This window comes from Stenotrophomonas sp. STEN023 (genome assembly GCF_056760135.1).
Genome location: NZ_JBRREF010000022.1, coordinates 1 through 24,241 on the forward strand (window position 1 = coordinate 1; position 24,241 = coordinate 24,241).

Genomic DNA, 24,241 nt, shown 5'->3' on the forward strand with positions numbered 1-24,241 from the left:
GCAGACATTGCCGGGGGCCCAAAACATCCCTGCAATCTGATGGTGTTCGAGCTTCGCGGCTTACACCGCTCCCACAAGAGCAGGGTCCGGCGCTGCGTTGCGTAACACGCGCGCTGCACGCTTGTGCGTTGGGCTGTTGAAGCGTTAGCGTGCCGGCATGAATACGACTCCGACCCGTTTGCTGATCCACGGTGCCTCCGGGCGCATGGGCCAAGCCCTGCTGCGCATCGCGGCAGAAGATTCCTCGCTGCAGGTGGTTGCCGCCGTGGTGCGCAAGCCGCCGGTACAGCGTGTTATCGAGGGCATTCCACATTTTGCTGCCAGCGAGCTGGCTGGCACGCCGGCGTTCGATGTGGCGATTGATTTCAGCCTGCCGGAGGGTTTTGACCCGGTGCTGGCGCTGTGCGTGGAGCGTGGCGTTGGTTTGGTGTCGGGTACAACCGGCATCAGCGCGGAGCAGCAGGCCGCCTTGGCAGCTGCCGCAACCAGGATTCCTCTGGTTTGGGCGACCAATTTCAGCCTTGGCGTCGCGGTGCTGGCCGAGTTGGTCGAGCGGGCAGCGGCGGCATTGCCTGGTTGGGACTGCGACATCGTCGAGTCCCACCATGTGCACAAGAAGGATGCACCTTCCGGCACCGCGCTGACGCTGGGCGAGTCGGCCCAGCAAGGCGGCGCAGAACCGCGATACGCCAGCCTGCGCGCCGGTGACATCATTGGCGAGCACTTCGTGCAGTTCACCGGGCTGGGCGAGCGGGTGGAGTTGGTGCACCGGGCCACCAATCGCGACATTTTCGCGCGCGGGGCGCTGCATGCGGCCAAGCAGCTGCGCCAGCGCAGTCCGGGACAGTACCGGGTGCGGGATCTGGTCGGGACGTCCGAGCAGGCCTGAAACAGCTGAATGCGGAGCACATTCCTTCCGGAACATGGCTTTTGTCACCACTGAACAGCTGAAGGGAAGCGCACGGGGCGCTGGCGTTGGTGCCCCCTTGCCTTTACAATTCCGGCTCGCCGAAACACGTTAGCCGGACCGGTTCCCAGACCGCCGTCCGCGCTTTTTTGCAACCGGTTTTTGACCGTGAACGCAGGCGTGGCTTCGGAGTCCCCCGGTAGCCAAAGTGAGATTCCCGTGACCCAAGCCGCAATTCTCGTGCTCGAAGACGGCACCGTATTCGAGGGCGAATCCGTAGGCGCGCCCGGCCTATCCGTGGGTGAGGTGGTGTTCAACACCGCCATGACCGGTTACCAGGAAATGCTGACCGATCCGTCCTACGCCCGGCAGATGATCACCCTGACCTACCCGCATATCGGCAACACCGGTATGAACGATCAGGACGACGAAGCCTCCAAGGTATGGGCATCGGGCCTGATCGTGCGCGATGTGCCGCGCCGCCCAAGCAACTGGCGTAACCAGGTTTCGCTGCAGGATTGGTTGATCCAGCGCGGTGTGGTGGCCATCTCCGGCATCGACACCCGCAAGCTGACCCGCATCCTGCGTGAGCGCGGCGCCCAGAACGGCGCGCTGATGGCTGGCGACGACATCAATGTCGAGAAGGCGCTGGAAGCCGCCCGCAAGTTCCCCGGCCTGAAGGGCATGGATCTGGCCAAGGTGGTCAGCACCGACACCTCCTACGGCTGGACCGACGGCCAGCTGGACCTGGACCGCAACGAATTCGTGCGCGCCGAACCGAAGTTCAAGGTCGTGGCCTACGACTTCGGCGTCAAGACCAACATCCTGCGCATGCTGGCCGAGCGCGGCTGTGAGCTGACCGTGGTGCCGGCACAGACCCCGGCTGCCGAAGTGTTGGCACTGAAGCCGGACGGCGTGTTCCTGTCCAACGGCCCGGGCGACCCGGAACCCTGCGATTACGCCATCAGCGCGATCAAGACCTTCGTCGAGCAGAAGATTCCGACCTTCGGTATCTGCCTGGGCCACCAGCTGCTGGGCCTGGCTGCAGGCGCCAAGACCATGAAGATGGGTCACGGCCACCACGGTGCCAACCATCCGGTGCAGGACATCGACGACGGACGGGTGATGATCACCTCGCAGAACCACGGCTTCGCCATCGACGAAAGCGTGCTGCCGGCCAATGTGCGGGTCACCCACCGCTCGCTGTTCGACCAGACCATCCAGGGCATCGCCCTGACCGATGCGCCGGCGTTCTCCTTCCAGGGCCACCCGGAAGCCTCGCCGGGTCCGCGTGACGTGGCACCGTTGTTCGATCGCTTCATCACCCTGATGGAAGGGGCCAAGGCGTGAGCAAGGCGCGCTGGCTGATGTTGCCGGCGCTGCTGGCCACCTCGGTGGCCAGCGCGGCGCCAGTGACCGCGCAGGAGATCCGCGATCTGCTGCCGCTGACCGGCTTTGAGCGCATGGGCAATGACGCGGCCACTTCCATGCTGGCCAATGTCGCGATCTTCCCGCAGATTCCGGCACCACAGCGCGAGTGCATGGCCAAGCCGATCGGCGATGTCCTGAATGAAGCACTGGTGGATCGCCTTGTCGCCAATCTCGGCAATGACGGGCAGCAGCACCTCAAGCGCTGGCAGGCGTTCTATTCGAGCCAGGGCGGCAAGCGCATGGTCGCTAGCCAGCGCCAGATGATGTACGGCACGGCGTTGCCCGCCGAGTTCGAAGGCGAGCCCAGCGAGCTGGAGCGCAAGCAGGTAGGCGAGTTCATGGCCAGTGGCTCCTATGAAGCTTTGGGTGCTGTGCTAGCGGAACTGGGCGACATGCCTGATGGCCTGCCGCTGCGCCTGAGCGAGCGCATCCAGAGCCAATGCGGCGTCACGATTGATCCAGAAGAGTTTTCCTGATCGACAGCGTGCGATCACTTCCCCCAGACACGCTGTACTGACTTAGAGAAGAAAATGCCAAAGCGCACCGACCTAAAAACCATCCTGATCATCGGCGCTGGCCCGATCGTCATCGGCCAAGCCTGTGAGTTCGACTACTCCGGCGCGCAGGCGTGCAAGGCGCTGCGTGACGAGGGTTACCGCGTGGTGTTGGTGAACTCCAACCCGGCCACGATCATGACCGACCCGGAGATGGCCGACGCCGTCTACATCGAGCCGATCAACTGGCAGACGGTCGCGAAGATCATCGAGAAGGAGCGCCCCGACGCGCTGCTGCCGACCATGGGTGGCCAGACCGCGCTGAACTGCGCGCTGGACCTGGCTGACAACGGCGTGCTGGAGAAGTACAACGTCGAACTGATCGGCGCCAAGCGCGAAGCGATCATGATGGCCGAAGACCGCGAGCTGTTCCGCGTGGCGATGGGCGAGATCGGTCTGGAATGCCCGACCGCCGCCGTCGCCCACACGCTGGAAGAGGCGCTGGAAATCCAGACCCGCGTTGGCTACCCGACCATCATCCGCCCGTCCTTCACCCTCGGTGGCAGCGGCGGCGGCATCGCCTACAACCGCGAAGAGCTGATCGAGATCGTCAGCCGCGGCCTGGAACTGTCGCCGACCAGCGAAGTGCTGGTGGAAGAATCGGTGCTGGGCTGGAAGGAATTCGAGATGGAAGTGGTCCGCGACACCGCGGACAACTGCATCATCGTCTGCTCGATCGAGAACCTCGACCCGATGGGCGTGCACACCGGTGACTCGATCACCGTGGCGCCGGCACAGACCCTGACCGACAAGGAATACCAGCGCCTGCGCGATGCCTCCATCGCCGTGCTGCGCAAGATCGGCGTGGACACCGGCGGCTCCAACGTGCAGTTCGGCATCAGCCCGACCACCGGCCGCGTGGTGGTGATCGAGATGAACCCGCGCGTGTCGCGTTCCTCCGCGCTGGCCTCCAAGGCCACCGGCTTCCCGATCGCCAAGGTCGCCGCCAAGCTGGCCGTGGGTTACACCCTGGACGAATTGAAGAACGAAATCACCGGCGGCCTGACCCCGGCCTCGTTCGAGCCGTCGATCGATTACGTCGTCACCAAGATTCCGCGCTTTGCCTTCGAGAAGTTCCCGGCCGCCGATGCGCGCCTGACCACCCAGATGAAGTCGGTGGGCGAGGTGATGGCGATGGGCCGCACCTTCAAGGAATCGCTGCAGAAGGCGCTGCGTGGCCTGGAAACCGGCAAGGTCGGCCTCGACCCGACCGAGCTGGACCTGGGCAACGAAGACGACATCGCCACCATGAAGCGCGAGCTCAAGGCCCCGGGCCCGGAGCGTCTGTTCTACGTGGGTGATGCCTTCCGTACCGGTATGAGCGTCGAAGAAATCTATGCTCTGTCGCACATCGACCCGTGGTTCCTCGACCAGATCGAAGAAATCATCGCCGATGAAAAGCAGGTGCATGCCGAAGGCATCGACGCGCTGGACGCTGCGCGCCTGCGCAAGCTCAAGCGCGCTGGTTTCTCCGATGCACGCCTGGCCCAGCTGACCGGTACCAACGAAGCCGCGATCCGTGCACTGCGCCGCGCCCACAAGGTGCGCCCGGTCTACAAGCGTGTTGACTCCTGTGCTGGCGAATTCGCTACCGGCACCGCCTACCTGTACTCGACCTACGAGGACGAGTGCGAAGCCGCACCGAGCAACCGCGACAAGATCATGATCCTGGGCGGTGGCCCGAACCGCATCGGCCAGGGCATCGAGTTCGACTACTGCTGCGTGCACGCCGCGCTCGCCCTGCGCGAGGATGGTTTTGAAACCATCATGGTCAACTGCAACCCGGAAACCGTATCGACCGATTACGACACCTCCGACCGCCTGTACTTCGAGCCGCTGACGCTGGAAGACGTGCTGGAGATCGTCGAGCTGGAACAGCCCAAGGGCGTGATCGTGCAGTACGGCGGCCAGACCCCACTGAAGCTGGCGCGTGCGCTGGAAGCCAATGGCGTGCCGGTGATCGGCACCTCGCCGGACTCCATCGACCTGGCCGAAGATCGTGAGCGTTTCCAGCAGCTGGTCGAGAAGCTCGGCCTGAAGCAGCCGCCGAACCGCATCGCCCGCAACGACCAGGAAGCGCTGTTGCTGGCCCGCGAAATCGGCTACCCGCTGGTGGTGCGCCCGAGCTACGTGCTCGGCGGCCGAGCGATGGAAATCGTCTACAGCGAATCCGACCTGGCCCGCTACGTGCGCGACGCGGTCAAGGTGTCCAACGATTCGCCTGTGCTGCTGGATCACTTCCTCGACGCTGCGGTCGAAGCCGACGTCGACATCATCTGCGACAAGGACGGCAAGGTCCTGATCGGTGGCGTGATGGAACACATCGAAGAAGCCGGCGTGCACTCCGGCGACTCGTCCTGCTCGCTGCCGCCGTACTCGCTGTCGGCTGAAACCCAGGCCGAACTGCGTCGCCAGGTCACCGAGCTGGCCAAGGCACTGCAGGTTGTCGGCCTGATGAACACCCAGTTCGCGGTGCAGACCGATGCTGATGGCAAGGACGTGATCTACCTGCTGGAAGTGAACCCGCGTGCTTCGCGCACCGTGCCGTTCGTGTCCAAGGCAACCGGCATGGCGCTGGCCAAGATTGCCGCCCGCTGCATGGCTGGCAAGACGTTGGCCGAGCAGGGCGCTACCAAGGAAATCGTGCCCGGCTACTACTCGGTGAAGGAAGCCATCTTCCCGTTCGCCAAGTTCCAGGGCGTCGATCCCATCCTTGGGCCGGAGATGCGTTCCACCGGCGAAGTGATGGGCGTGGGCCGCAGCTTCAGCGCTGCCTTCGCACGCGCGCAGGAAGCCGGCAGCATCAAGACTCCGCCGGTCGGCAAGGTCTTCATCTCGGTGCGCGACGCTGACAAGCAGCGCGTGATGCCGGCGGTGCAGGGTCTGGTCGAACGTGGATATTCGCTGGTGGCTACCCGTGGCACGGCCGCGTGGTTGCAGCAGCATGGCTATACCTGTGACGTCGTCAACAAGGTAGTTGAAGGCCGTCCGCATATCGTGGACAGCATCAAGAATGGCGAGATCGTCTATATCGTCAACACGACCGAAGGCCGTGCGGCGATCAACGACTCGTTCTCGATCCGCCGCGAGGCACTGCAGAACCGCATCACGTACTCCACCACCGTTGCTGGCGCCAAGGCGCTGGTGCAGTCGCTGGAGTTCCGTGGCACCGGTCCGGTGTTGTCGCTGCAGGAACTGCACAAGGAGTTGAATGCATGAGAGCCCCCATCACGATGAAGGGCGCCAAGCGCCTGCGTGAGGAACTGGATCACCTGAAGTCGGACAAGCGTCCCAAGGTCATCGCTGCCATCGCCGAAGCGCGCGAGCACGGTGACCTCAAGGAAAACGCCGAGTACCACGCTGCGCGCGAAGAGCAGGGCTTCATCGAAGGCCGCATCAAGCAGCTGGAAGGTGAGTTGTCGCATTCGGAAGTGATCGACATCAGCAAGCTCAACGCCGGCAGCAAGGTGGTGTTCGGCGCAACGGTGACCTTGGCTGACGTCGAGAGCGACGAAGAGAAGCGTTACCAGATCGTCGGTGACCTGGAAGCGGACATCAAGCTGGGCTTGATTGCCATTTCCTCGCCGGTGGCGCGCGCCCTGATCGGCAAGAACGAGGGCGACGCCATCGCCATCGACGCGCCGGCCGGCCAGCGTGAGTACGAAATCGTCAGCGTCGAATACCTCGACTGACGATGGCCAAGGCCACACTGCTGCTGCCAGCACGCAGCCGTTTTCCGGCAGGCGAACTGCCGGCGCAGGTGGCCGCGGCACTGGGCCGTGCCGAGCGCTCGCTCGGTACGGCCGGTGAATCGGCGCAACTGCGCCGCCACTTCAGCGTGCAGCCGGCCGACTGGTCGGCTGCCGCCCTGACCCGCCAGACCGATGCCGGCGATGCCGCCGGCGGTTTCTGGCTGCGTGCCGATCCAGCCAATATCGTGCCGGACATGCAGGGCGCGCGTTTGATGGCGGCCGCCGAGACGCTGCGCCTGGAACAGGCCGACGTGGATGGCCTGTTGCCTGCGTTGCAGCCTTTGTTCGCAGGTTTCGGCTATCAATTGGATGCACCCACGCCCTCGCGTTGGTACCTGCGTCTGCCGGCCGATACGCCGCTGCCCGAATTCGCAGAACCGGATGTGGTGCTCGGCGACGACTTGTTCTCGCATCTGCCCAATGGTGAGAACGGACGCCGTTGGCGCGCGTTGTTGACCGAAGCGCAGGTGGTCCTGCACCAGCATCCATGGAATGAACAACGCGTGGCCCAAGGCCAGTGTGCGGTCAATTCGCTATGGTTCTGGGGCGCTGGCAGCCTGCCGGTATCGGTACATACCGCGCACGCGCAGGTGCGCAGCCGCGATGCCCTGGTGCAGGGTTTGGCGGCGATGGCCGGGGTGCGCTTGGGCGGCGAGCAGAGCGTGGATGCACTGGTCGATCTGCGCCAGCTGCGTTCGCTGCAGCAGCTGGCACGGGATGCAATCTCCCCCTTGCTCGATGCGCTCAAACGTGGCGAGCTGAGCGAGTTGCAGCTGGATTTCGAAGATGGCACCGGCTATCGCATCACCCGCGGGCAGCGTTGGCTGCTGTGGAAGAAACCGATCATGACGCTTGCTGATGAGTGACAGTTTGAAGATCGTTCGCCGCGACACGGTTGCGGTCGACGGCTGGAACGATGAGACCCTGCCGCTGCTGCGCCGTATCTATGCCGCGCGCGGTGCTGCCACGCCAGAGCAGGCACAGCCCCGGCTTGCCCAGTTGCACGCGCCTGATCTGCTGGGCGGTATGCAGGCTGCGGTGCAGTTGCTGGCCGCTGCAATCACCAACGACAAGCGCATTCTTATCGTCGGTGATTTCGACTGCGACGGCGCCACTGCCTGCGCGGTAGGGGTGCGCGGCCTGCGCATGCTGGGCGCACGCGATGTGGTACATGCCGTGCCGAACCGGATGGTGCATGGCTATGGCTTGTCGCCATCCTTGGTGGAAGAACTGGCTGGATTGAAGCCGGATCTGCTGGTCACCGTCGATCACGGCATCGCCTGTCATGCTGGCGTGCGTGCCGCGAAGGCCTTGGGTTGGCAGGTGCTGGTCACCGATCACCATCTTCCAGGTGAACAGCTGCCGCCGGCGGATGCGATCGTCGATCCGAACGTGGACGGGGACGCATTCCCCAGCAAAGCGCTGGCCGGTGTCGGCGTCATCTTTTACGTGTTGATGGCGCTACGCCGCCATCTGCGCGAGCAATCGGCATTCGGAACGCAGCCCGAGCCTGACCTGCTGACGCTGCTGGACTTGGTCGCCGTCGGCACTGTCGCCGATCTGGTGGCACTGGATGAGAATAATCGCGCCCTGGTTTCAGCAGGGTTGCGTCGACTGCGCGCCGGCAAGGCCAGCGTCGGCCTGCAGGCCTTGATCGAGGTGAGCGGGCGTGACCCGCGTCGGCTCAGCGCCAGCGACATCGGTTACGCCGTTGCGCCGCGTTTGAATGCGGCAGGGCGTCTGGAAGACATGGCGCTGGGCATCGAGCTGTTGCTGACCGAAGATCCCGCACAGGCGCGACATATCGCCACGCTGCTCGAAGAAATCAATGCCGAGCGCCGCGCCGTGCAGCAGATCATGACCGACGATGCCGAACGTGCAGTCGCCCGCGCAGTGCTGGATGACGACATGCAGCGGCCGGTTGCGGCGTGTTTGTTCGATGCGGAGTGGCATCCAGGCGTCGTGGGTCTGGTTGCATCGAAAATGAAGGATCGCCTGCATCGGCCGGTGATTGCCTTTGCACCGGCTGAACCCGGTGGCGATGCGCTGCGTGGTTCGGCACGTTCGATCAGCGGCTTCCACATCCGCGATGCCTTGGCGGCGATCAACGCCAATCATCCGGGATTGATGGAAAAGTTCGGTGGTCATGCGATGGCTGCGGGGCTGAGTCTGCCATTGGCAAATCTGGATGCGTTCAAGGCAGCCTTCGAGCAACAGGTGCAACGCAGTCTGGACCCGGCATTGCTGCAACAGCAGTTGCTCAGCGATGGCGAGTTGTCGCCTGCCGAGCTGGATTTCCAGCACGCAGAAGCGCTGCGTCTTGCTGGCCCGTGGGGGCAGGGCTTCGCCGAACCTTTGTTTGACGGTGCTTTTGAAGTGCTTGAATGGCGCGTGCTCAAGGAGCGCCATCTGAAGTTCGTACTGCGCCAGGCCGGCAGCACGGCGCGGATCAATGCGATCCATTTCAGCGGCTGGACCGGCACTGCACCCGCGCAGCACGTACAGCTTGCCTACCGACTGGTGAGCGACGACTACCGCGGCGGCAAAGCCATCCAGCTGATAGTCGAGCACTGCGCATCCGTTTGATCTGACGCGCACCTCCCGTAGTGCCGAGCCATGCTCGGCAGGGGCTTCACCGCAAGTCCAACAGCACTCGTAGCGTTCCACTACGTCCCAGCACGTAGCAGAGTAAGCGCACCGAGCGCATATCCTGTAGTGCCGAGCCATGCTCAGCAGGGGCTTCATCCCCGATCCATCAGTACTCGTAGCCACGTGAGCGCAGTACACCTGAAGGCTTTGACAGGAAGCCTGAAGGCATTCCGGTTCCGCTCCCCGTACGCGCTGCGCTTATCCGGACAACGGTACCCGCCTGCACAGCTTTGTGTGACCTACATCGCTAAAGACGTGTCTCGAAGGTCCAGACAACAAACACGTTCTGCAAGCCGCCGCTAACAGAATCCGCGCAGTTCACCGCCAGACCACGATTTGATTGCGTGAGGGCTGCGTGATGAAGGCTGTCTTCCACCATTACATTTCTACGAATTCAGCATTCAAAGGCGCGATGTGGGTGCCAGAAAACTGGCGCGTTACATAAAGCGATGGCACAGTCGGGTTCTCGACAACGCATGGGACGACGGAACGCCCGATGTTTGCAGAATCACTTTCAGCAGCAGGCGGCTTGCAACGCCTGCATCAAGACCGCCGCCTGGTTCGAGTGGAAACCGCGCTTTCACCAGAGACCTTTCTGGTCAAACGTTTTGACGGCAATGAGTCGGTCTCCGCACCATTCCTCTATCACGTCGAGTTGCTGTCCACCCAGCCAAGGCTGGAGCTGAAGCAGTTGGTTGGGCAGCCGCTACGTCTGCTGCTTGGCGATGAGTTTGGTGGCCGCAGCGTGCACGGCTATGTGCGCGAATTCGCCAGCACCGGGCAACAGGCGCAGTTCAACAGCTACCGTGCCGAGGTGGCGCCGTGGTTTGCCTTCCTCGATTACACCAGCAATTGCCGCATCTTCCAGGACAAGAACGTCCTGCAGATCATCGAAGAAGTGTTTGCCGGCTACGAACAGTTGGCGCGCTATCGCTATGATCTCAATGCCGGCAAGCTGCAGCCCTTGTCGTACTGCGTGCAGTACAACGAGTCCGACTTTGCCTTTGTCAGCCGCCTGCTGGAAGACGCAGGCCTGTACTACAGCTTCGTGCACGATGACGAAGGGCATACGCTGATCATCAGTGATGACTCCACGCTCAGTGTCGTACACGGTGAGCCAGCTGCGATCGCGTATGTGTCCGATCAAGGTACCTTGGCGCGTACCGGCCTGCATCGCTGGGGCGCGCGGCGCAGGGTAGGGCCGAGCGCGCAGACGTTGCGCAGTTTCGATTTCAAGCAGCCCAAGCAACAACTTGACGGAAACCAGGGCAACCAGGTACCGATGGGCCTGTTGCCGCCGCTGGAGCAATACCGTTATGACGGCGCAGCACGCTTTGCAAACAGCCGCGTTGGTGAAGCACTTGCTGCCGTTCGCAATGAGGAGGTCAGCTGGCCGACCAAGTTGTTCGAGTGCGCTGGCAATGCTGGTGACCTAGGGGCCGGTGCTTGCTTTAGTCTTGAGCGGCATCCTGATTTCATTGGTCGTGATGAGACGGATCGTGAATTCTTCGTGGTGTCGACGCAGCGCGCGGGCCACAATAATTTCGCCAGCGATTTCTCCAGTGCGGAGTTGCCCAGCGTTGAGATGCAGGCGCAGGTGTTGCGCCGGCGCATTCCGTTCCGTCCCTTGCGACAGACACCGTGGCCACGCATGCCAGGGCCGCAGACCGCAACCGTCGTCGGCCCGCCGGGCGAGGAACTGCACGCAGATGCCTTTGGCCGGGTGAAGGTGCAGTTCCACTGGGACCGGAAGCTGGATCGACGTGAGAACGCCTCATGCTGGATCCGTAGCTCCAGCCCTTGGGCGGGCGCCGACATGGGCGGCGTGTCGCCGCCACGCATCGGCCAGGAAGTCATCGTCGATTTTCTTGATGGCGATCCGGATCGCCCGATCATCACCGGACGTGTCTACAACGAGCAGAACATGCCGCCGTTCGGCATGGAAGTCAGTGGTTTGAAGTCGAAAACGGTCAAGGGCGGCGGCTGGAACGAAGTCACCATGCACGATGGTGCGGGTGGCGAGCTGTTGAACATGCGCGCGCAGCGCGACATGGTCACCACCGTACTCAATGACCAGACCGCGAGCATCCTCAACAACAAGACCACGAGTGTGACGGTTGACCATGGCATGACGGTGGGCGGCAACCAGACCATCGGTATCACCGGCAATCGAGGTATCACCGTTACCGGCACCGATACCTCGACCGTCACCGGCACGCGCACCACTGATGTCACCGGCGCAGTCGCCGAGACCTATCACACCGGTCAGACCAAGACGATTCTCGCTGCGGGCTATACCGAAACCATCACCGGTCCTTTTACCACGACGTTGACCGGCAACTACATCAGCCAGCGCACTGGCACCTGGAAGCAAACCATTACCTCGACCTCGTGGGAGCAGGTGCAGGGAAAAGTTACCGAGCAGTACCTGGCGGGACGGGAAACCACGATTACTGGCCTGGACAAGCGCGGCGTGACCGGCGCGGTGGAGGATGCCAACAAGGGCTCCCGCACCATCGGTGTGGAGGGAACGTTCGAGCAGGGTGTCACTGAAACCCACTCGCAGTTCTCGACCGGCGACATGACCTTGTCGTCCGCGGCCAAACTGATCGCTGCAGTGGGCGAATCCTCCGCCATCGAGATTACCGCCGGTGAGATCAGGATCAGCGCCGGTGGTTCAGAGGTGGTGATCAACGCCAGTGGCGTTTCGGTCAACGGTAGCGAGATCAAGCTCAACTGCTAAGCAGAACGGAGATTCAGCGTGCAGGACACACCTATGTTGCGCGGCCTCGATACCTTGCGCGAGGCGTGGTTACAGGCCAGTTCCGATCCATCCAGACGATTGCTGATATGGCGTTTGCCGGCCAACGCCAGTCGCCTGCTCGCTGCTTTCTTCGAGATGCAGCGGCACGACGAAGGACGCAATACGCCGGACTATTTCCTGCGTATCGATGCGCGCTACGAGCTCGGCTTCCGCTACAGCCGGCAGATCAAGCAGGACTTGTTGGAGCGCTACCTCGGCAGTCAGGATGAACTGCGCGAGCAGGGCGTGTCACTCGGCTGGCGCGGCCCCAATGAAACCCACCCGGATTCGGCTGCCGGCGTGGTCGAGGTGCTTGAGAGCTTTGTTGAGCATCATGGCGACCATATGCGCTTGATGGCGGCGGTGTTGGAACCCGAACGCCATGCCCCGGGTGACGGCTTTGAACGTTGGGTCTCGGCGGCGCTCAGCGCTGGCCCGGGCAAGCGACTGCGATTGGTATTGGTCGACACCCAGGAAGATCCGCGTTGGCAGCCGCTGTTGGACAAGCACAGTGACACGGCTGCCTTGATCGGCGGCGACGTCGATATGTTCGCCATTGCCCGTGACACCGCCGCGCAGGCGAGTGGACGCGGCCCCGAGGTGCTGTACCGGCAGTTGCTTGCTGACCTGATGCTGCTGATCGAACGCGGTAGCCCCACACAGGTGCTTGCCCGCGCCGAACGCGCGCAAGCGCTGGCGTCACGCAGCGGCTGGCACGATCAGCAATCGGTAGTGCAGATGATGGTGGCAGGTAGCTGGCTCAAGTACGGCGACCACGCCAATGCCATCAATGCTTACCGCACTGCCCGCAGCGCTGCTGAGAGTGCCCGCTCAGGCGGCAATGCCGCAGGCGCGGATCTGGTGATGCAGAGCTGGTTCGGCGAAGCCGGTTGCTGGTTGACTGCGAAGCAGCCAGAACGCGCCGCACAGACCTATCTGCAGGCAGCGGCGTCGGCTGCCAGTATTCCCAACCCGATGTTCCAGCTGGAAGGGCAGCGCATGGCCGGTTGGTGCCAGTTGCAGGCGGGTAATAAGGAAGTCGCGCGCAACGAGCTGTTGGAGGCGATTCGTATCGCAAAGCCGCTGTCGTCGGCAGACCGCAAGACGACGACCTTGCCGCAGGCTTTGTGGGATCTGCTGTTGCTGCAGGACGTGCGACGCTGCGAGAAGCTGCAGGAGGTTTCGGCAGGCTATGTGCAGGCCAGTACCAAAGTGTTTGTTGATGCCGAGAGCAGCGCCATGGCGCTGGGCCCGCGCCCCGCACGCGCAGCGCTCGACGCCATCGAGGTGCAGTTGGACGCGGCATTGGAGCAGGGATTCCATCGCGCCCAGCTGGAACGGGAGCGCTTGATCCAGGCCGGTGATGAATTCTTCCGCAAGATCGTCGCCGTTGGCCGTGACTTCCTTGATCCCGGTTGGAACGGTATTCCGACGATCGAGCACCCGTTGGACCACGAGATACCCGTATGGAGCGAGCCGCCGGCGATGCAGCCATTGCCCGATCCATCAGCTCTACTGCAGCCATCGGCTGTGACACGTGACGCATCAACAACAGCAGGAGCAGCACTGGCATGACGCCAAGCAGGAAAACAGCAGTGATGGCGGTGGCCATCGTGGTCGGGATCATCGTGGTGGCCTGGATAAGCGCCGACTATCGCGATGAGGTCAAGGCCTTCCTGCGTGCGTTGCTGCGCGCGATCTGAGCGACAAGGAGTGTTGCCGTGAGCATCGCCGCCAAACATCTCGATCCGCAGCTGGGCATCGACATCCACATGTACGCGGTGCCGCCAAGCCCGCTGCCCACGCCGCATATCGGCTTGGTACTGGACCCGTTCGATTACATTCCGGTTATCGGCTCAACGATCAAGGTCAATGGTGTGCATCGCGCCACCGCCGGAACTGGCGGGTTGGACGTGCATATTCCGCTCGGCGTTTGGGCGCCACCGTTGGCTGCACCAATGGGTCCGCAGTTCGACGGTGAAGAAATCTTCATGGGCAGCCGTACCGTATCCGCGGATGGCGAGCCGTTCTCCCGGCTGGCGATGCCGGTGCTGGACTGCAACCTGGCTGGCATGATCAATCCATTCCGGGTCAAGAAGCCGAAGAAGCCGCTGCGCGCGATGTCCTTGCCGACCGGTTTGAACGTGGCCATTCCCAGCAGCGTGACCGTGGGCGGGCCGCCAACGATTTCGTGGACGGCGATGGCGTTCCGCGCCGCGTTTGCCGGGTTGGGCAAGCTGCGCAAAAGCAAATTCTTCCAGGGCAAGATGGATGCCTTCAAGAAGTGGCGTCAAGGCAAGTGGGGGCATCTGCCGTCTGGCACGCTTAAATGCAAGATCCTGCGCGCCGAGCCAGTAGATATACGTGACGGCAGCGTGGTGGTCAGTCACCAGGATTTTGATATCCCCGGCCGTCTGCCGCTCGCATGGCAGCGCAGCTACAGCTCCGCCCAGATCGGGCGTGGCGGTGCCTGTGGTATCGGCTGGCAGACACCTGCCGATATCACTTTGGAAGTGTTGGCCGACGGCTCGGTATGGATGTCGGGGCCGGGGCAGGTGGCGTTCTTCCCCGAGCTGCCGCCGGCTGATGGTGAAGCGGCAGCGATACTCGATTTTGTGGATGGTGCGCGCCTGTTGCGCCGGCACGGTCAGCTGCGGGTGCGCTTCAAGGGCGGGCTGCAATATGTGTTCGGCGGGGACCTGCCGAGTGGAGTTGCTGCGCTACCAGCGCATGGCCTGCTGGCGTTGGAACGCATCGAAGACGCCAGTGGCAACTACTGGCGCTTCGAACGCAATGACGGCCATCTGGTACGTATCGTTGAAAGCGGCGTCGACGGCTTACAGGGCCGCTTCATCGACGTGGATGCGCGGCAGGGTCGCATCGAGCGGATGGCGCTGCACGACCCGGCAACCGGGCTGGTGCATCCGCTGGTGAGTTACCGCTACAGCGGTGAAGGCGATCTGGTTGCAGCGCTGGACGCTTTGGGTGCGGCGCGCACATTTGTCTATCAGCAGCATCGATTGGTGCAGCACACGGACCGGCTCGGGCTGTCGTTCTACTACGCGTTCGATGCGCAGGGACGGGTAGTACACTCCTGGGGCGATGGCGGTCTGTACGACTACCAATTCGAGTACGACGCACTGCTGCGCGAGACGCGCGTGACTGATTCGCTCGGTTACCTGAGTGTGATCAAGTTTGATGAGAACCAGCTGCCCCTGTGCGAAATTAATCCGCTCGATGGCGTCACCTTCTTCGAGTACGACGACTTCGGGCGTACGGTGGCGGTCACGGATCCGGAAGGCCTGCGCACGGGCTTTGCTTACGATGCACGCGGCAACCTGTGCTGCCTGACACGGGCAGACGGCAGCACGCTGCAGATGGAGTACGACGACAACGATCACATGGTCGCACTGCGCTCGCCGGATGGCGCCACCTGGCAGCAGAGCTATGACGGGCGCGGACTGATGGTTGCGCAGAGCGATCCATTGGCGGCCATCACACGTTATGAATACGACACGACTGGTCAGCTGATAGCACAGACCAATGCTCGGCAGGCGGTCACGCAGTTGCGCTATGACCGCCATGGTCTGGTCGCCGCTGTTGTCGATGCACTCGGGTATGAGAGCCGTTACGAGCAGGATGCGCTGGGCAATCTGTTGCGCCAGCTTGATCCCTTGGGCCAGATCAGTCGCTACGAGTACGACGCCAAGGGTCGCTTGTTGGCGACGGCGACGTCCGATGGGGCAGGCGTGCGCTGCGAGTACGACGCGGAAGACCAGCTTGTTCGTTACACCGATGAAGCTGGTACGCACACCCGGCTGGAATATGTTGGTATCGGCCAGATTGGCCGACGCCTGCAGGCCGATGGTCATGCGGTGGAATACCGCTACGACAGCGAAGAGCAACTGATCGCGGTTATCAACCAGCGCGGCGAGACCTATCAGCTGCTGCGTGATCCACTTGGACGGATCGTCGAGGAAGTCGACTATTGGGGTCAAGCGCGACGCTACAGCTATGACGCAGCCGGTCGGCTGACTGCCACGGTGGACCCGCTTGGCCAGAAGATTGCCTTCAACACAGACAAGATGGGGCGGATCACCCGCAAGACCCTGCCGGATACACGTCATCCAGGCCAGCAGCTGCAGGAGCATTTCGTTTACGACAAGCTCGGCCAACTGGTTGAAATGCGCAATCCATCCCGCGCTGTGAAGCGCCGCTACGATCCCGTTGGGCAGTTGCTTGAGGAACTGCAGGACGGCTTCCGCGTGGGCTACGGTTACGACGAGGTTGGCAATCGCGTGTCGCGCGAAACCTCGGCGGGGAATCGTTTGGCAATTGGATACGACCTGCGCGATCTAACAATCTCGATAGCGATCAACGACGAATCGCCAATCCTCATGCAGCGCGATGCATTGGGGCGAACGACACAGGAAACCCTCAGCCCACATCTGCAGCGGAATTTCAGCTACGACAGTCGCAACCTGATGACGTCGCAGTCCATCCTGAAGGATGCAGCGCCGCTGTTCGAGACCCGCTACGACTATGATCGCGTCGGCAACCTGACCCGGCGTAGCGACGGTGGGCAGGGCGTTGATGAGTACCGTTACGACGCCATTGGCCGTTTGCTGCAACACACCGATCCGAAGGGCAAGATAGAGCGCTTCTTCAATGACCCGGCGGGCGACCGCCTGCGCACCGAGATCAAGCAGGCGCAGGCCCGCAAAGTGGTTGGCAGTGATGATCAAGACCTGACGACCTGGGGCCGGGAGGGCACCTACCAAGGCGTGCACTATGTCTTCGACAGGGCAGGTGACCTGATAAGCAAGGGTGCCCTAAGTGGCAGCGATCCTGACGATCTGACCTTGATCTGGGATGCCAATCATCGCTTGGCCGAAAGCCGACGCAATGGACAGGTCACCCATTACGGCTACGACCCGCTGGGCCGGCGCGTATTCAAGCGCAATCCGACGCAGACGACGTGGTTCTTCTGGGATGGAGATGCGTTGCTGGGCGAAGTGCAGCAGGCCAATGACGCGGAGGACGCAGCACCGATCTGGGTTGGCAACGTTGCAAGCTTGATCGAGGTCAAGGCAAGACAGCGGAGGTTGGCGGCATTGTGCGAGCGGGTTCGGGAGTATGTGTACTACCCGGGTTCATTTGTGCCGATTGCGGTCGTTTTTTTCAACAAGGGCGAATTTGGCTCCGTTGTCGAAGAATCCGGTGTACGGGGTGAATCTGGAAAACCGAGTGTCACTGGTACGCACTCCGGTCAGGACAGCGTTTCGGTACTTCCGTCCAGGCCGCAGGAATACCAACGTAAAGATGACCCGGTAACGCAGGTGCGTTCGAGCCGAAGTCTGCCATCGGTCATAGGGAGGCTGGGGGTATCGACGCTGGGCAGCTCACCTGTGCGCGAGCAGTTTGTAGGGCCAGCTGATGATGCTGTCACGCCGAGGTTGATACAGCTTGGTGCAGTTCCAGAAGAAGCCGTTGAGTACAGGGCTGCCCGAACTCAGGGTCCATTGATCTTCGCGGAACCAGCTCCGCGCGATGCGGTAATAGCACCGAGTGGGTGTAAATCCGTGCTTGTGTGCTGTACGGATCCGAACGGTGCGGTGACAGGGGTTGTCAGTTCTTCGGGCAGGCAGGTATGGGGCATTCGTTACAGCGCATGGGGTGCGGAAGAAGCAAGCTCGCAAGGTTCCATCAACTTCCCACTCCGTTTCCAAGGGCAGTACCGAGATACAGAAACTGGCCTGTGCTACAACAGAAACCGTTACTTTGATCCAAATATTGGCGGTTTCGTGTCCCAGGATCCATTGGGGCTGGATGCCGGGCCAGGGCTGTATGTGTATTCATTCAATTCCCTGATGTACTGCGATCCGCTTGGGCTGGCTTACGAGAAAACAACGGCAAGTGATGGACGCACGGTTTACCAGAACGATGATCTCTTCAACCCTGACAGGAAGGTGCGTTGGAAGGATCCCTCCAGTGGCGAGTACAAGTACGGCACAAATGTCGAGCGCATGTCAGAAGGCTTGGCGCCAATAGGAAAGGATGGGCGTCCTGTGCAGCTGCATCATTTGACGATGACTGAAGCTCCAGGTATGAATGGGCGTAGAGGGTCATTGGCCGAAATAATGGAAACAACGCATCAGAAGTACACCTCTGTTCTACATATTCCATTTCCCCGAAATCCCAATAACAAAAAACAGACGCTGCCCCGTTTCCCCAGCTTCCGGAAGAACGCCGACGGTACTGAGTCGGTATTGGCCGGGCAGTTCGATACGTTCCGTGCGTCGTACTGGAAAGCAAGGGCGGCAGCTATACTTGGCGCCTGCAGACAATGAGCGGATATCGACATGTTTGAATTTCTTGAAGAAATTATCGCGAAATCTCCTCGCTTGAAGGCGTTTCCTGGGCAGGGCGTGTCCAATGAGTTGATTGCTGATGCCGAGAAGCAGCTGGGGCTTGCACTTCCTCTTAGCTACAAGCATTGGCTGCGCGAATACGGCAATCTCAGTATCGGTGCTGATCAGGTATTCACTCTGGCTTCTATCGAAGATCGGGAAATAGCTGATGATGACCTGATATACAACGCCCGTCTGGTTGAAGAGAATGACTTCCCTCCGGCTGGACTTCTTCCTGTCTATGTCCCTGATTCCGACGAAGCATTTTATTTTGACACTAGACAGGGGCTTGTCGAAGGGGAATATCCGATTGTCAGGTTTGATTACAATGACGGCACTTTTTCCACCTTCTCAGACTCGTTCGTGGAGTTCTTGATGGACATTGCTCGCCAATCGGCTTGAAGCTTTGGCTATCAACTGGGTGCCAGCTTTCGACGACATTACGACCTATAAAAAGGCCGATTTCTTGGGTTGATAGTCGACCAGTCGGTTCGCTATGGAGCAGCCTTCTGCAGCTCAACCGTGTAGATCACGCTGTCTTCGATCCGCCCATCAACCGCAAAGGCGATGGACAGCTGATCCGCTGCTAGATCGGTGCGGTGGGTGAAGCAGGTGGCTATACCTCTGGTGCAGCTGACATCCCAGGCATTACCACCGACAGCGCGCAGCTCGCGTACCGTGGTCCGGTTGGTGATCGGCAGCCCTTGCAAAGACAGTGTCTGGTTGAAGACGCTCCGTGGTTCCAGCTCGGTGCCGGGCACGGGAACATCAAAGCCTGCCGCTTCGCTGTCCATGTGATTCAGGACAATGGTAACGATGCTGGCGTTCGGGTCTTTGGCGTTGTCGGGATAGACGCGGATGCCGAGCTTGTCCCAGACCAGAACGGTGAGGCTGGGGTTTGGTTGCGTGCTTCGATGGTCAGGGCCCAGTGCCTGGATCCACGCGCTCATCGGTGCGCCAAGCTCCAGTGCCTTGCCTTGGTAGCTCAGGCCCGTGGGCGTGGTTTCAAGTACAGGCTTCGCGCTGCTGGCCGCCGCGGCGCTTGTGGCTTTCGACGACTCTGCATGCGATGAGCTGACATCGCAGCCGATGAGTGCCAAGCCGAGCAGTGCGGTGACCAGTGCGCGTTTCTTCACTTCTTGCCGCTCCCTTTGACCTGGTTCTTCTCGCCGAAAAGATCTTCATAGAACTTGGTGATGTAATCCCAGCTGTCGGTGCCGTAGCGGCCAACGCGGCGGATACCCTCGAGTGCGTCTTTGCCGTGCTCTTCGTGCAAGTGCTCGATCTCGGTCGCCGATGCAGCCCTGCGGATATTGGCGGCATGGTCTTTGGCCCAGGCCGATACATGCGGACATTGCCAGCTGCTGTCATAAGGATGGACCAGGTAGCCCTGCGCGATCTTCACCGGATCGCAGAGCCCATTCCCGTTCCAGCGAGCAAGCATGGCCTTGCCCACTTCGGTTACTGCCTGCTGGGCCAGCTTCGCAGCGAGGGTATGCAGCGGATGCACGTCGTGATCCTTGGCCAGCTGCGAATGGCTTGGATCGGTCGAGCCATTCTTGTTCGGGTCTGAGTCGAACATGGTCTGGGCGTCGTCGACGCTGTTGCCGATCAGCAGCAGCAGCTGCTGGTAGACAAGGTTATAGCTGTTCAGTATCAGCCGCATCGGTGCCGAGGCGATCCAGCCAGCGCGTTCCAGGTACTCGTGGCCAGGAATGCTGAGCATGCGGTCGCGCAGTTTGAGGAAGTTCTGGAAGGCGGTGAAGTAGCGCTGGTCGCTCTGCTCCGAAAGCAGGACGAGCATGATTCTTTCGCTGTCCGAACGATCACCTGGCTTGCTGGCCTTGAACTCCCAGCTCTCCACGCTGAACAGTTTGTGCGCGATGGGCTCGGCGAGGCTGGCAATCACGTCGGTGGAACCGAACATGCCGGTAACCACCGGGTAGGTATGTTTGCAGTCCGCCTTGCCCGTCCAGACCAGTACGTTGTTGTGTCCGATCTTGCGCAGGCTCAATTCGCAGAAATTGGAATGGGCGAAGTAGTCTTCCAGTACATGCAACGCGGAGCCAAAGTGCCGCATACCGTCGGCAGTGCGGCCCAGGGAAATCGCCTGTCTCAGTTCCGAAGCCATGAAGGCGCTGGAACTGCCGATGTAGCGCTTCAGCGATGTGGTCTTGTCGACCCCAAGCAGCGGGCTGTTGGCAGTGACCCAGGGCTCGAAATCCTTGTCGATGGTTTTCGGGTCAGCGGGATCGGGCTTTATGTTCTTTGGGTTGTCGATGTGTTCGCTGGGCCGATAGACGCCAAGCCGCGCAGGTGTGACCTCGTAATGGGCCTTGTCGCGGTAGCGCAGCTCGTGGAATTCGCCGCCTGCAAGGATGTCGACGATCTTGGTCAGTGCCTCGCGGGAAATGTACTTGCCGAGGTCTTTCGGCATGTTCGGCGGGCGCACGATCTTCGGATCGAGCAGCTGTGAATAGTCGCGCAGCCAGTTACCGAAGTAGATCGCCGCCAGGTCCCTGCGGCTGAGGCCGACCCTGCCCAGCACGGCTTCGATCGAGCGGTGGCCAAATGACTGCCCCGGGTTTTTGGCGTGGTTCTCGCCATCGCCTGCGCTGAAGCCTTCGTAGCGACCGTCGTGTGACTGGTTGTCCTGCGCGGCAACCGGACCTTGCTGCCGCAGTGCAGCCTGCACCTCGGCATAGTTGACCTTCAGCGGGCCGCTGAATTCGGGCGAAGTGTAGTCGGCGTAGGTCGCTTCATGGCTGCCTTCAAGATCGAAGAAGGCGAACCGGTACGCCATGCTCGTACCTTCTTCATGCGCGCTGTCGCCGGCGATGCTTGGCTTGCCACTGGCATCTTTCTCCGCCAGGTCGTTGCGAAGCACGTTGTCGACGTGGTGGCCAAACTCGTGCAGAAGCACGGCCAGCAATTCGCGTGAGGCCTCGATCGACGTTGATGCCTGATCAGCCGCCGAGGCATGTACACGGATGAGGCGCTTCTTGTTGTCGTAGTCGGCAGGGTAGGGGCCGCCGCTGAGCACCTCGTGCTTGGGCGGCGGGAAACTGCCGCTCTTCAATGCCTCCTGCAGCTTCATATAGGTTCTGGCAGGTATGTCGAAGCCGAATGTCGGTGCCATCATCATCACGAATTCGATGGTGGTCGATTTCTCGGCAGCGCTGCGTAGCTGGTCGTAGGCGAAGGTGCTTTCGATCTTTCGTGCCGGATCGGGTTTGATCTTGAATGCAGGCAGGGGCGGCAGCCGCGGCGATGCACTGCTGCCGCTCTTGAACGGATGCTCGCCGGCCTTGACCTTGAATTCACCCGGGCAGCTGAAAGTGATGTCGCCGCCTTCAAGCGTGATCGCGCTACTGCCGGCCTGCAGCACGACCTTGCTCTTGGCGAGCACATCGATGCGCTGGTCCGTAGCGGTAACGGTGATGGCTTGATCGGCCAGCAGTTCCAGCTCGCCATCGTTAGCCTGCAGGCTGACCGGGCCGTTGGCGGCAATCAAGCGCACCGGGCCAGCTTGCGCGAACAGCGATACCTGGCCGCCTGAAACCGCAGCAATGGTTTCGCCACTGCTTGCATGCAGATCCTGCTGCACGGTGAGCTGCAGGTTCTGCCCGGCGAAGGCAATCGCGCTAGCCGGCGTTGTCCATGCGATATGGTTCGGCGCCTCGGCGAGCAGCACAGGTTTGGCAAAACGCTCGACCGGTTGATCACCCGCTGCGCGGCCGTCGCTGGGCTTGAACTGCGATTGGCCATTGACCACGGACTTGAAGCTGCCTTCCGCGGTTGGATCTACCTGCTCGCGCAGCAGGCCGGTCTGTTGCCAGGCTTTGAGCCCGGGCACCTGCTGTTGCTGCAGCGTCTGCTGCATCTGCTCAAGACTACGCTCTGCGCCTTTCAGCTGCGCAACAACCTCGGCGTTGTCCATTACCGTGGAAATAGCGCGCTCTTGTGTACTGGCGGAAAGCAGCAATCCCTGCGCGGCGTGTACGTTGCCCCAGCCCTGTGTTGCCAGCTCAAAACCTTCACCACGCAGCGCACCGCGTGCGGTGTCCTCATGCTGGACCAGGTAGCCAAGCTCCAGGCGACTGTCGGCAAGCGAACTGTGCAGGCGTGTGCGCAACTGCCCAGGTGTGTCGTCCATCATCCATTGCTGGCTGCCACCGCCGTCATGCGCGCGCGTATGCAAGCCGCTGAGTACGCCGGGATGCTTTGCGTTCTCATCGATGCCGCCGCCAAACGGCGGTGCTACGTTGCCGTTGTAAAGCTGGCCGGTGATGCGTGGTTGGTCGATATCGCCGTGCAGGAATTCAACCAGTACTTCGCTGCCGATACGCGGCAGGAAGGCAGTGCCCCAGTTGGGGCCGGCAACCCATTCGGCAACCGAGACCCAGCTGCCGCTGGTGTGATCGCCGGGAGCGTGTCCTGCCTGCGCACTACCTGTTTCACTCAGGCCACCCGCATTGGGCGTGCTGCCACGCTGCCACGAAAACTGGACACGTACCTGGTGCTCACGGTTCGGGCTGAGAGCGGCATCGGCGACGCCAACGACGCGTGCGGTCTGCAGGCCGTGCAGGGCAGGGCGGTCGTGCGGCAGCGCACGCACCGGAACGCTGGCATCGGCTGCAAGAAAATGGTTCCGGTAGCTGCCGCGCTCGAGCGCGCTGTTGCCAAGCAGTTCGGCGATGCCGCTGTCGAGATTGTTGACCGCGGTATGGGCAACGACCAACAGCTGGAACTCGCTGCTTTCGTGTTGCGGATGCTGGGATAGCGCGAAGCGGGAACCGGCAGCCATGCGCCGTTCACTGCTGCTGCCGCTGTAGAGAACCTGTGCAAGCTGCAGCGCATCCAGCCTTGCCTGCGCCTCGTTTTGCGCCCAGCTCGATTCGTTGAAGCGGCCGGCGCGTGGTTGCACATAGACTTCGAGCGACGGAACGTCGCCACTTTCGGCGTTCGCCTGTGCAGCAATGGCCGAAAGTTTGTCGCCATGCCAACTCGCAACCGTGCTGCTGTTTGGCACCAGTTGCCGCTGCTCGCCGAATTGGGTGATGCCATCGCTGGATTCGCTGGCCGCGACGCGATGGAAGCGCACACTTCCGATATCGGGAAGTTCGGCCTGCGGATCGAACACGACTAGAGTGTGGGCGCCGTCGCCATCCTGCGTCTGTTCGATGCGCCAGGCAAGCCCACTTTCCGCCAACAGCCGACTGACAAAATCCCAATCGGTCTCGCGATACTGGGTGGTGATGGCGCGTTGCGGAAGGCTTGATTCGACGTCGAAGCGATACGCGGCCTGCGGATAGTCATCAAATATCTGCCCGCATATCGCACGCACATCCAGCTCCTGGAAGATCACCGCGTTGCGGCGCAAGCGCAGCAATGCAGTCCAGGGTTCGAGGGTGAGCTGGTAACGGGCCAGGCCGCCGTCGCTGCCGAGCTGCGCTACGTTGGTGCACAGCCCATGCCATTGGCGCTGTGAACCGTCGGGCAGCTGCAGTTGCAGGGTCAGCGCTTGCTCCAACCAACTGTCCGTCTGCAGATACGCATCTGTGCTGAGGCAGTCGATCTGCAGGCGCATATCGCCGCACAGGGCTTCCTCGCCATCGAAACGTTCAACCACCAGGTCTTCGTTCGGGGCTTGGAGCTTGATCAGCCGATTGCTATGTGAAATCGCGGCCAGCGCGGTAGACAACGAGGAGCTCGGGACGTCCATATCGACAGGC

Annotated in this window: 14 protein-coding genes; 12 read left to right on the top strand and 2 right to left on the bottom strand. The window is 61.6% G+C overall.

Annotated features, from left to right (window positions below):
• The first annotated feature begins 157 nt into the window (after nt 1-157).
• The 12 genes from dapB to ACVOLV_RS08730 all read left to right on the top strand — a co-directional run bounded on the left by dapB (nt 158) and on the right by ACVOLV_RS08730 (nt 18,908).
• Nucleotides 158-889 carry a 4-hydroxy-tetrahydrodipicolinate reductase gene (dapB, locus tag ACVOLV_RS08675; protein WP_481554031.1) on the top strand — a complete coding sequence of 244 codons (732 nt, stop codon included), beginning with the start codon at nt 158-160 and terminating at the stop codon, nt 887-889.
• Nucleotides 890-1,126: 237 nt separating this feature from the next.
• Entirely contained in the window at nt 1,127-2,257 is a 1,131-nt protein-coding gene (gene carA / locus ACVOLV_RS08680; protein ID WP_481554032.1) for a glutamine-hydrolyzing carbamoyl-phosphate synthase small subunit, read from the top strand.
• A complete protein-coding gene (locus tag ACVOLV_RS08685) occupies nt 2,254-2,814 on the top strand; it encodes a DUF2059 domain-containing protein (protein ID WP_481554033.1) in 561 nt (186 codons plus the stop codon). Before carA ends, ACVOLV_RS08685 begins: the two co-directional genes overlap by 4 nt.
• A gap of 54 nt (nt 2,815-2,868) precedes the next feature.
• Nucleotides 2,869-6,111 (top strand): carbamoyl-phosphate synthase large subunit, encoded by a 3,243-nt coding sequence (gene carB / locus ACVOLV_RS08690; RefSeq protein ID WP_481554034.1) that lies wholly within the window; start codon nt 2,869-2,871, stop codon nt 6,109-6,111.
• An 8-nt stretch (nt 6,112-6,119) separates the two neighbouring features.
• Nucleotides 6,120-6,584, top strand: coding sequence for a transcription elongation factor GreA (greA, locus tag ACVOLV_RS08695; protein WP_481554069.1), 465 nt, complete (start codon nt 6,120-6,122; stop codon nt 6,582-6,584).
• 2 nt (nt 6,585-6,586) lie between these two features.
• Nucleotides 6,587-7,510, top strand: a complete 924-nt coding sequence (locus tag ACVOLV_RS08700) for a phosphoglycerate mutase (protein WP_481554035.1) — start codon at nt 6,587-6,589, stop codon at nt 7,508-7,510.
• A complete protein-coding gene (recJ, locus tag ACVOLV_RS08705; RefSeq protein WP_481554036.1) occupies nt 7,503-9,230 on the top strand; it encodes a single-stranded-DNA-specific exonuclease RecJ in 1,728 nt (575 codons plus the stop codon). Before ACVOLV_RS08700 ends, recJ begins: the two co-directional genes overlap by 8 nt.
• A 559-nt stretch (nt 9,231-9,789) precedes the next feature.
• Nucleotides 9,790-12,036: a type VI secretion system Vgr family protein gene (locus tag ACVOLV_RS08710; RefSeq protein ID WP_481554037.1), complete on the top strand. Its 2,247-nt coding sequence runs from the start codon at nt 9,790-9,792 to the stop codon at nt 12,034-12,036.
• Nucleotides 12,037-12,054: 18 nt separating this feature from the next.
• Nucleotides 12,055-13,671, top strand: a complete 1,617-nt coding sequence (locus ACVOLV_RS08715) for a hypothetical protein (RefSeq protein WP_481554038.1) — start codon at nt 12,055-12,057, stop codon at nt 13,669-13,671.
• The gene (locus tag ACVOLV_RS08720) at nt 13,668-13,799 is read left to right on the top strand and encodes a hypothetical protein (protein ID WP_303749847.1); all 132 of its coding nucleotides are present in this window, start codon (nt 13,668-13,670) and stop codon (nt 13,797-13,799) included. Before ACVOLV_RS08715 ends, ACVOLV_RS08720 begins: the two co-directional genes overlap by 4 nt.
• An 18-nt stretch (nt 13,800-13,817) precedes the next feature.
• Nucleotides 13,818-18,446, top strand: coding sequence for an RHS repeat-associated core domain-containing protein (locus ACVOLV_RS08725; RefSeq protein WP_481554039.1), 4,629 nt, complete (start codon nt 13,818-13,820; stop codon nt 18,444-18,446).
• Nucleotides 18,447-18,458: 12 nt separating this feature from the next.
• On the top strand, nt 18,459-18,908 hold the full coding sequence (locus ACVOLV_RS08730; protein WP_481554040.1) for an SMI1/KNR4 family protein: 450 nt from the start codon (nt 18,459-18,461) through the stop codon (nt 18,906-18,908).
• A gap of 92 nt (nt 18,909-19,000) precedes the next feature.
• Here the strand turns inward: ACVOLV_RS08730 and ACVOLV_RS08735 are convergent, their stop codons facing one another.
• Nucleotides 19,001-19,642, bottom strand: coding sequence for a DUF7738 domain-containing protein (locus ACVOLV_RS08735; RefSeq protein WP_481554041.1), 642 nt, complete (start codon nt 19,640-19,642; stop codon nt 19,001-19,003).
• Entirely contained in the window at nt 19,639-24,231 is a 4,593-nt protein-coding gene (tssI, locus tag ACVOLV_RS08740) for a type VI secretion system tip protein TssI/VgrG (protein WP_481554042.1), read from the bottom strand. The genes ACVOLV_RS08735 and tssI overlap by 4 nt, the downstream gene beginning before the upstream one ends.
• Nucleotides 24,232-24,241: the final 10 nt, after the last annotated feature.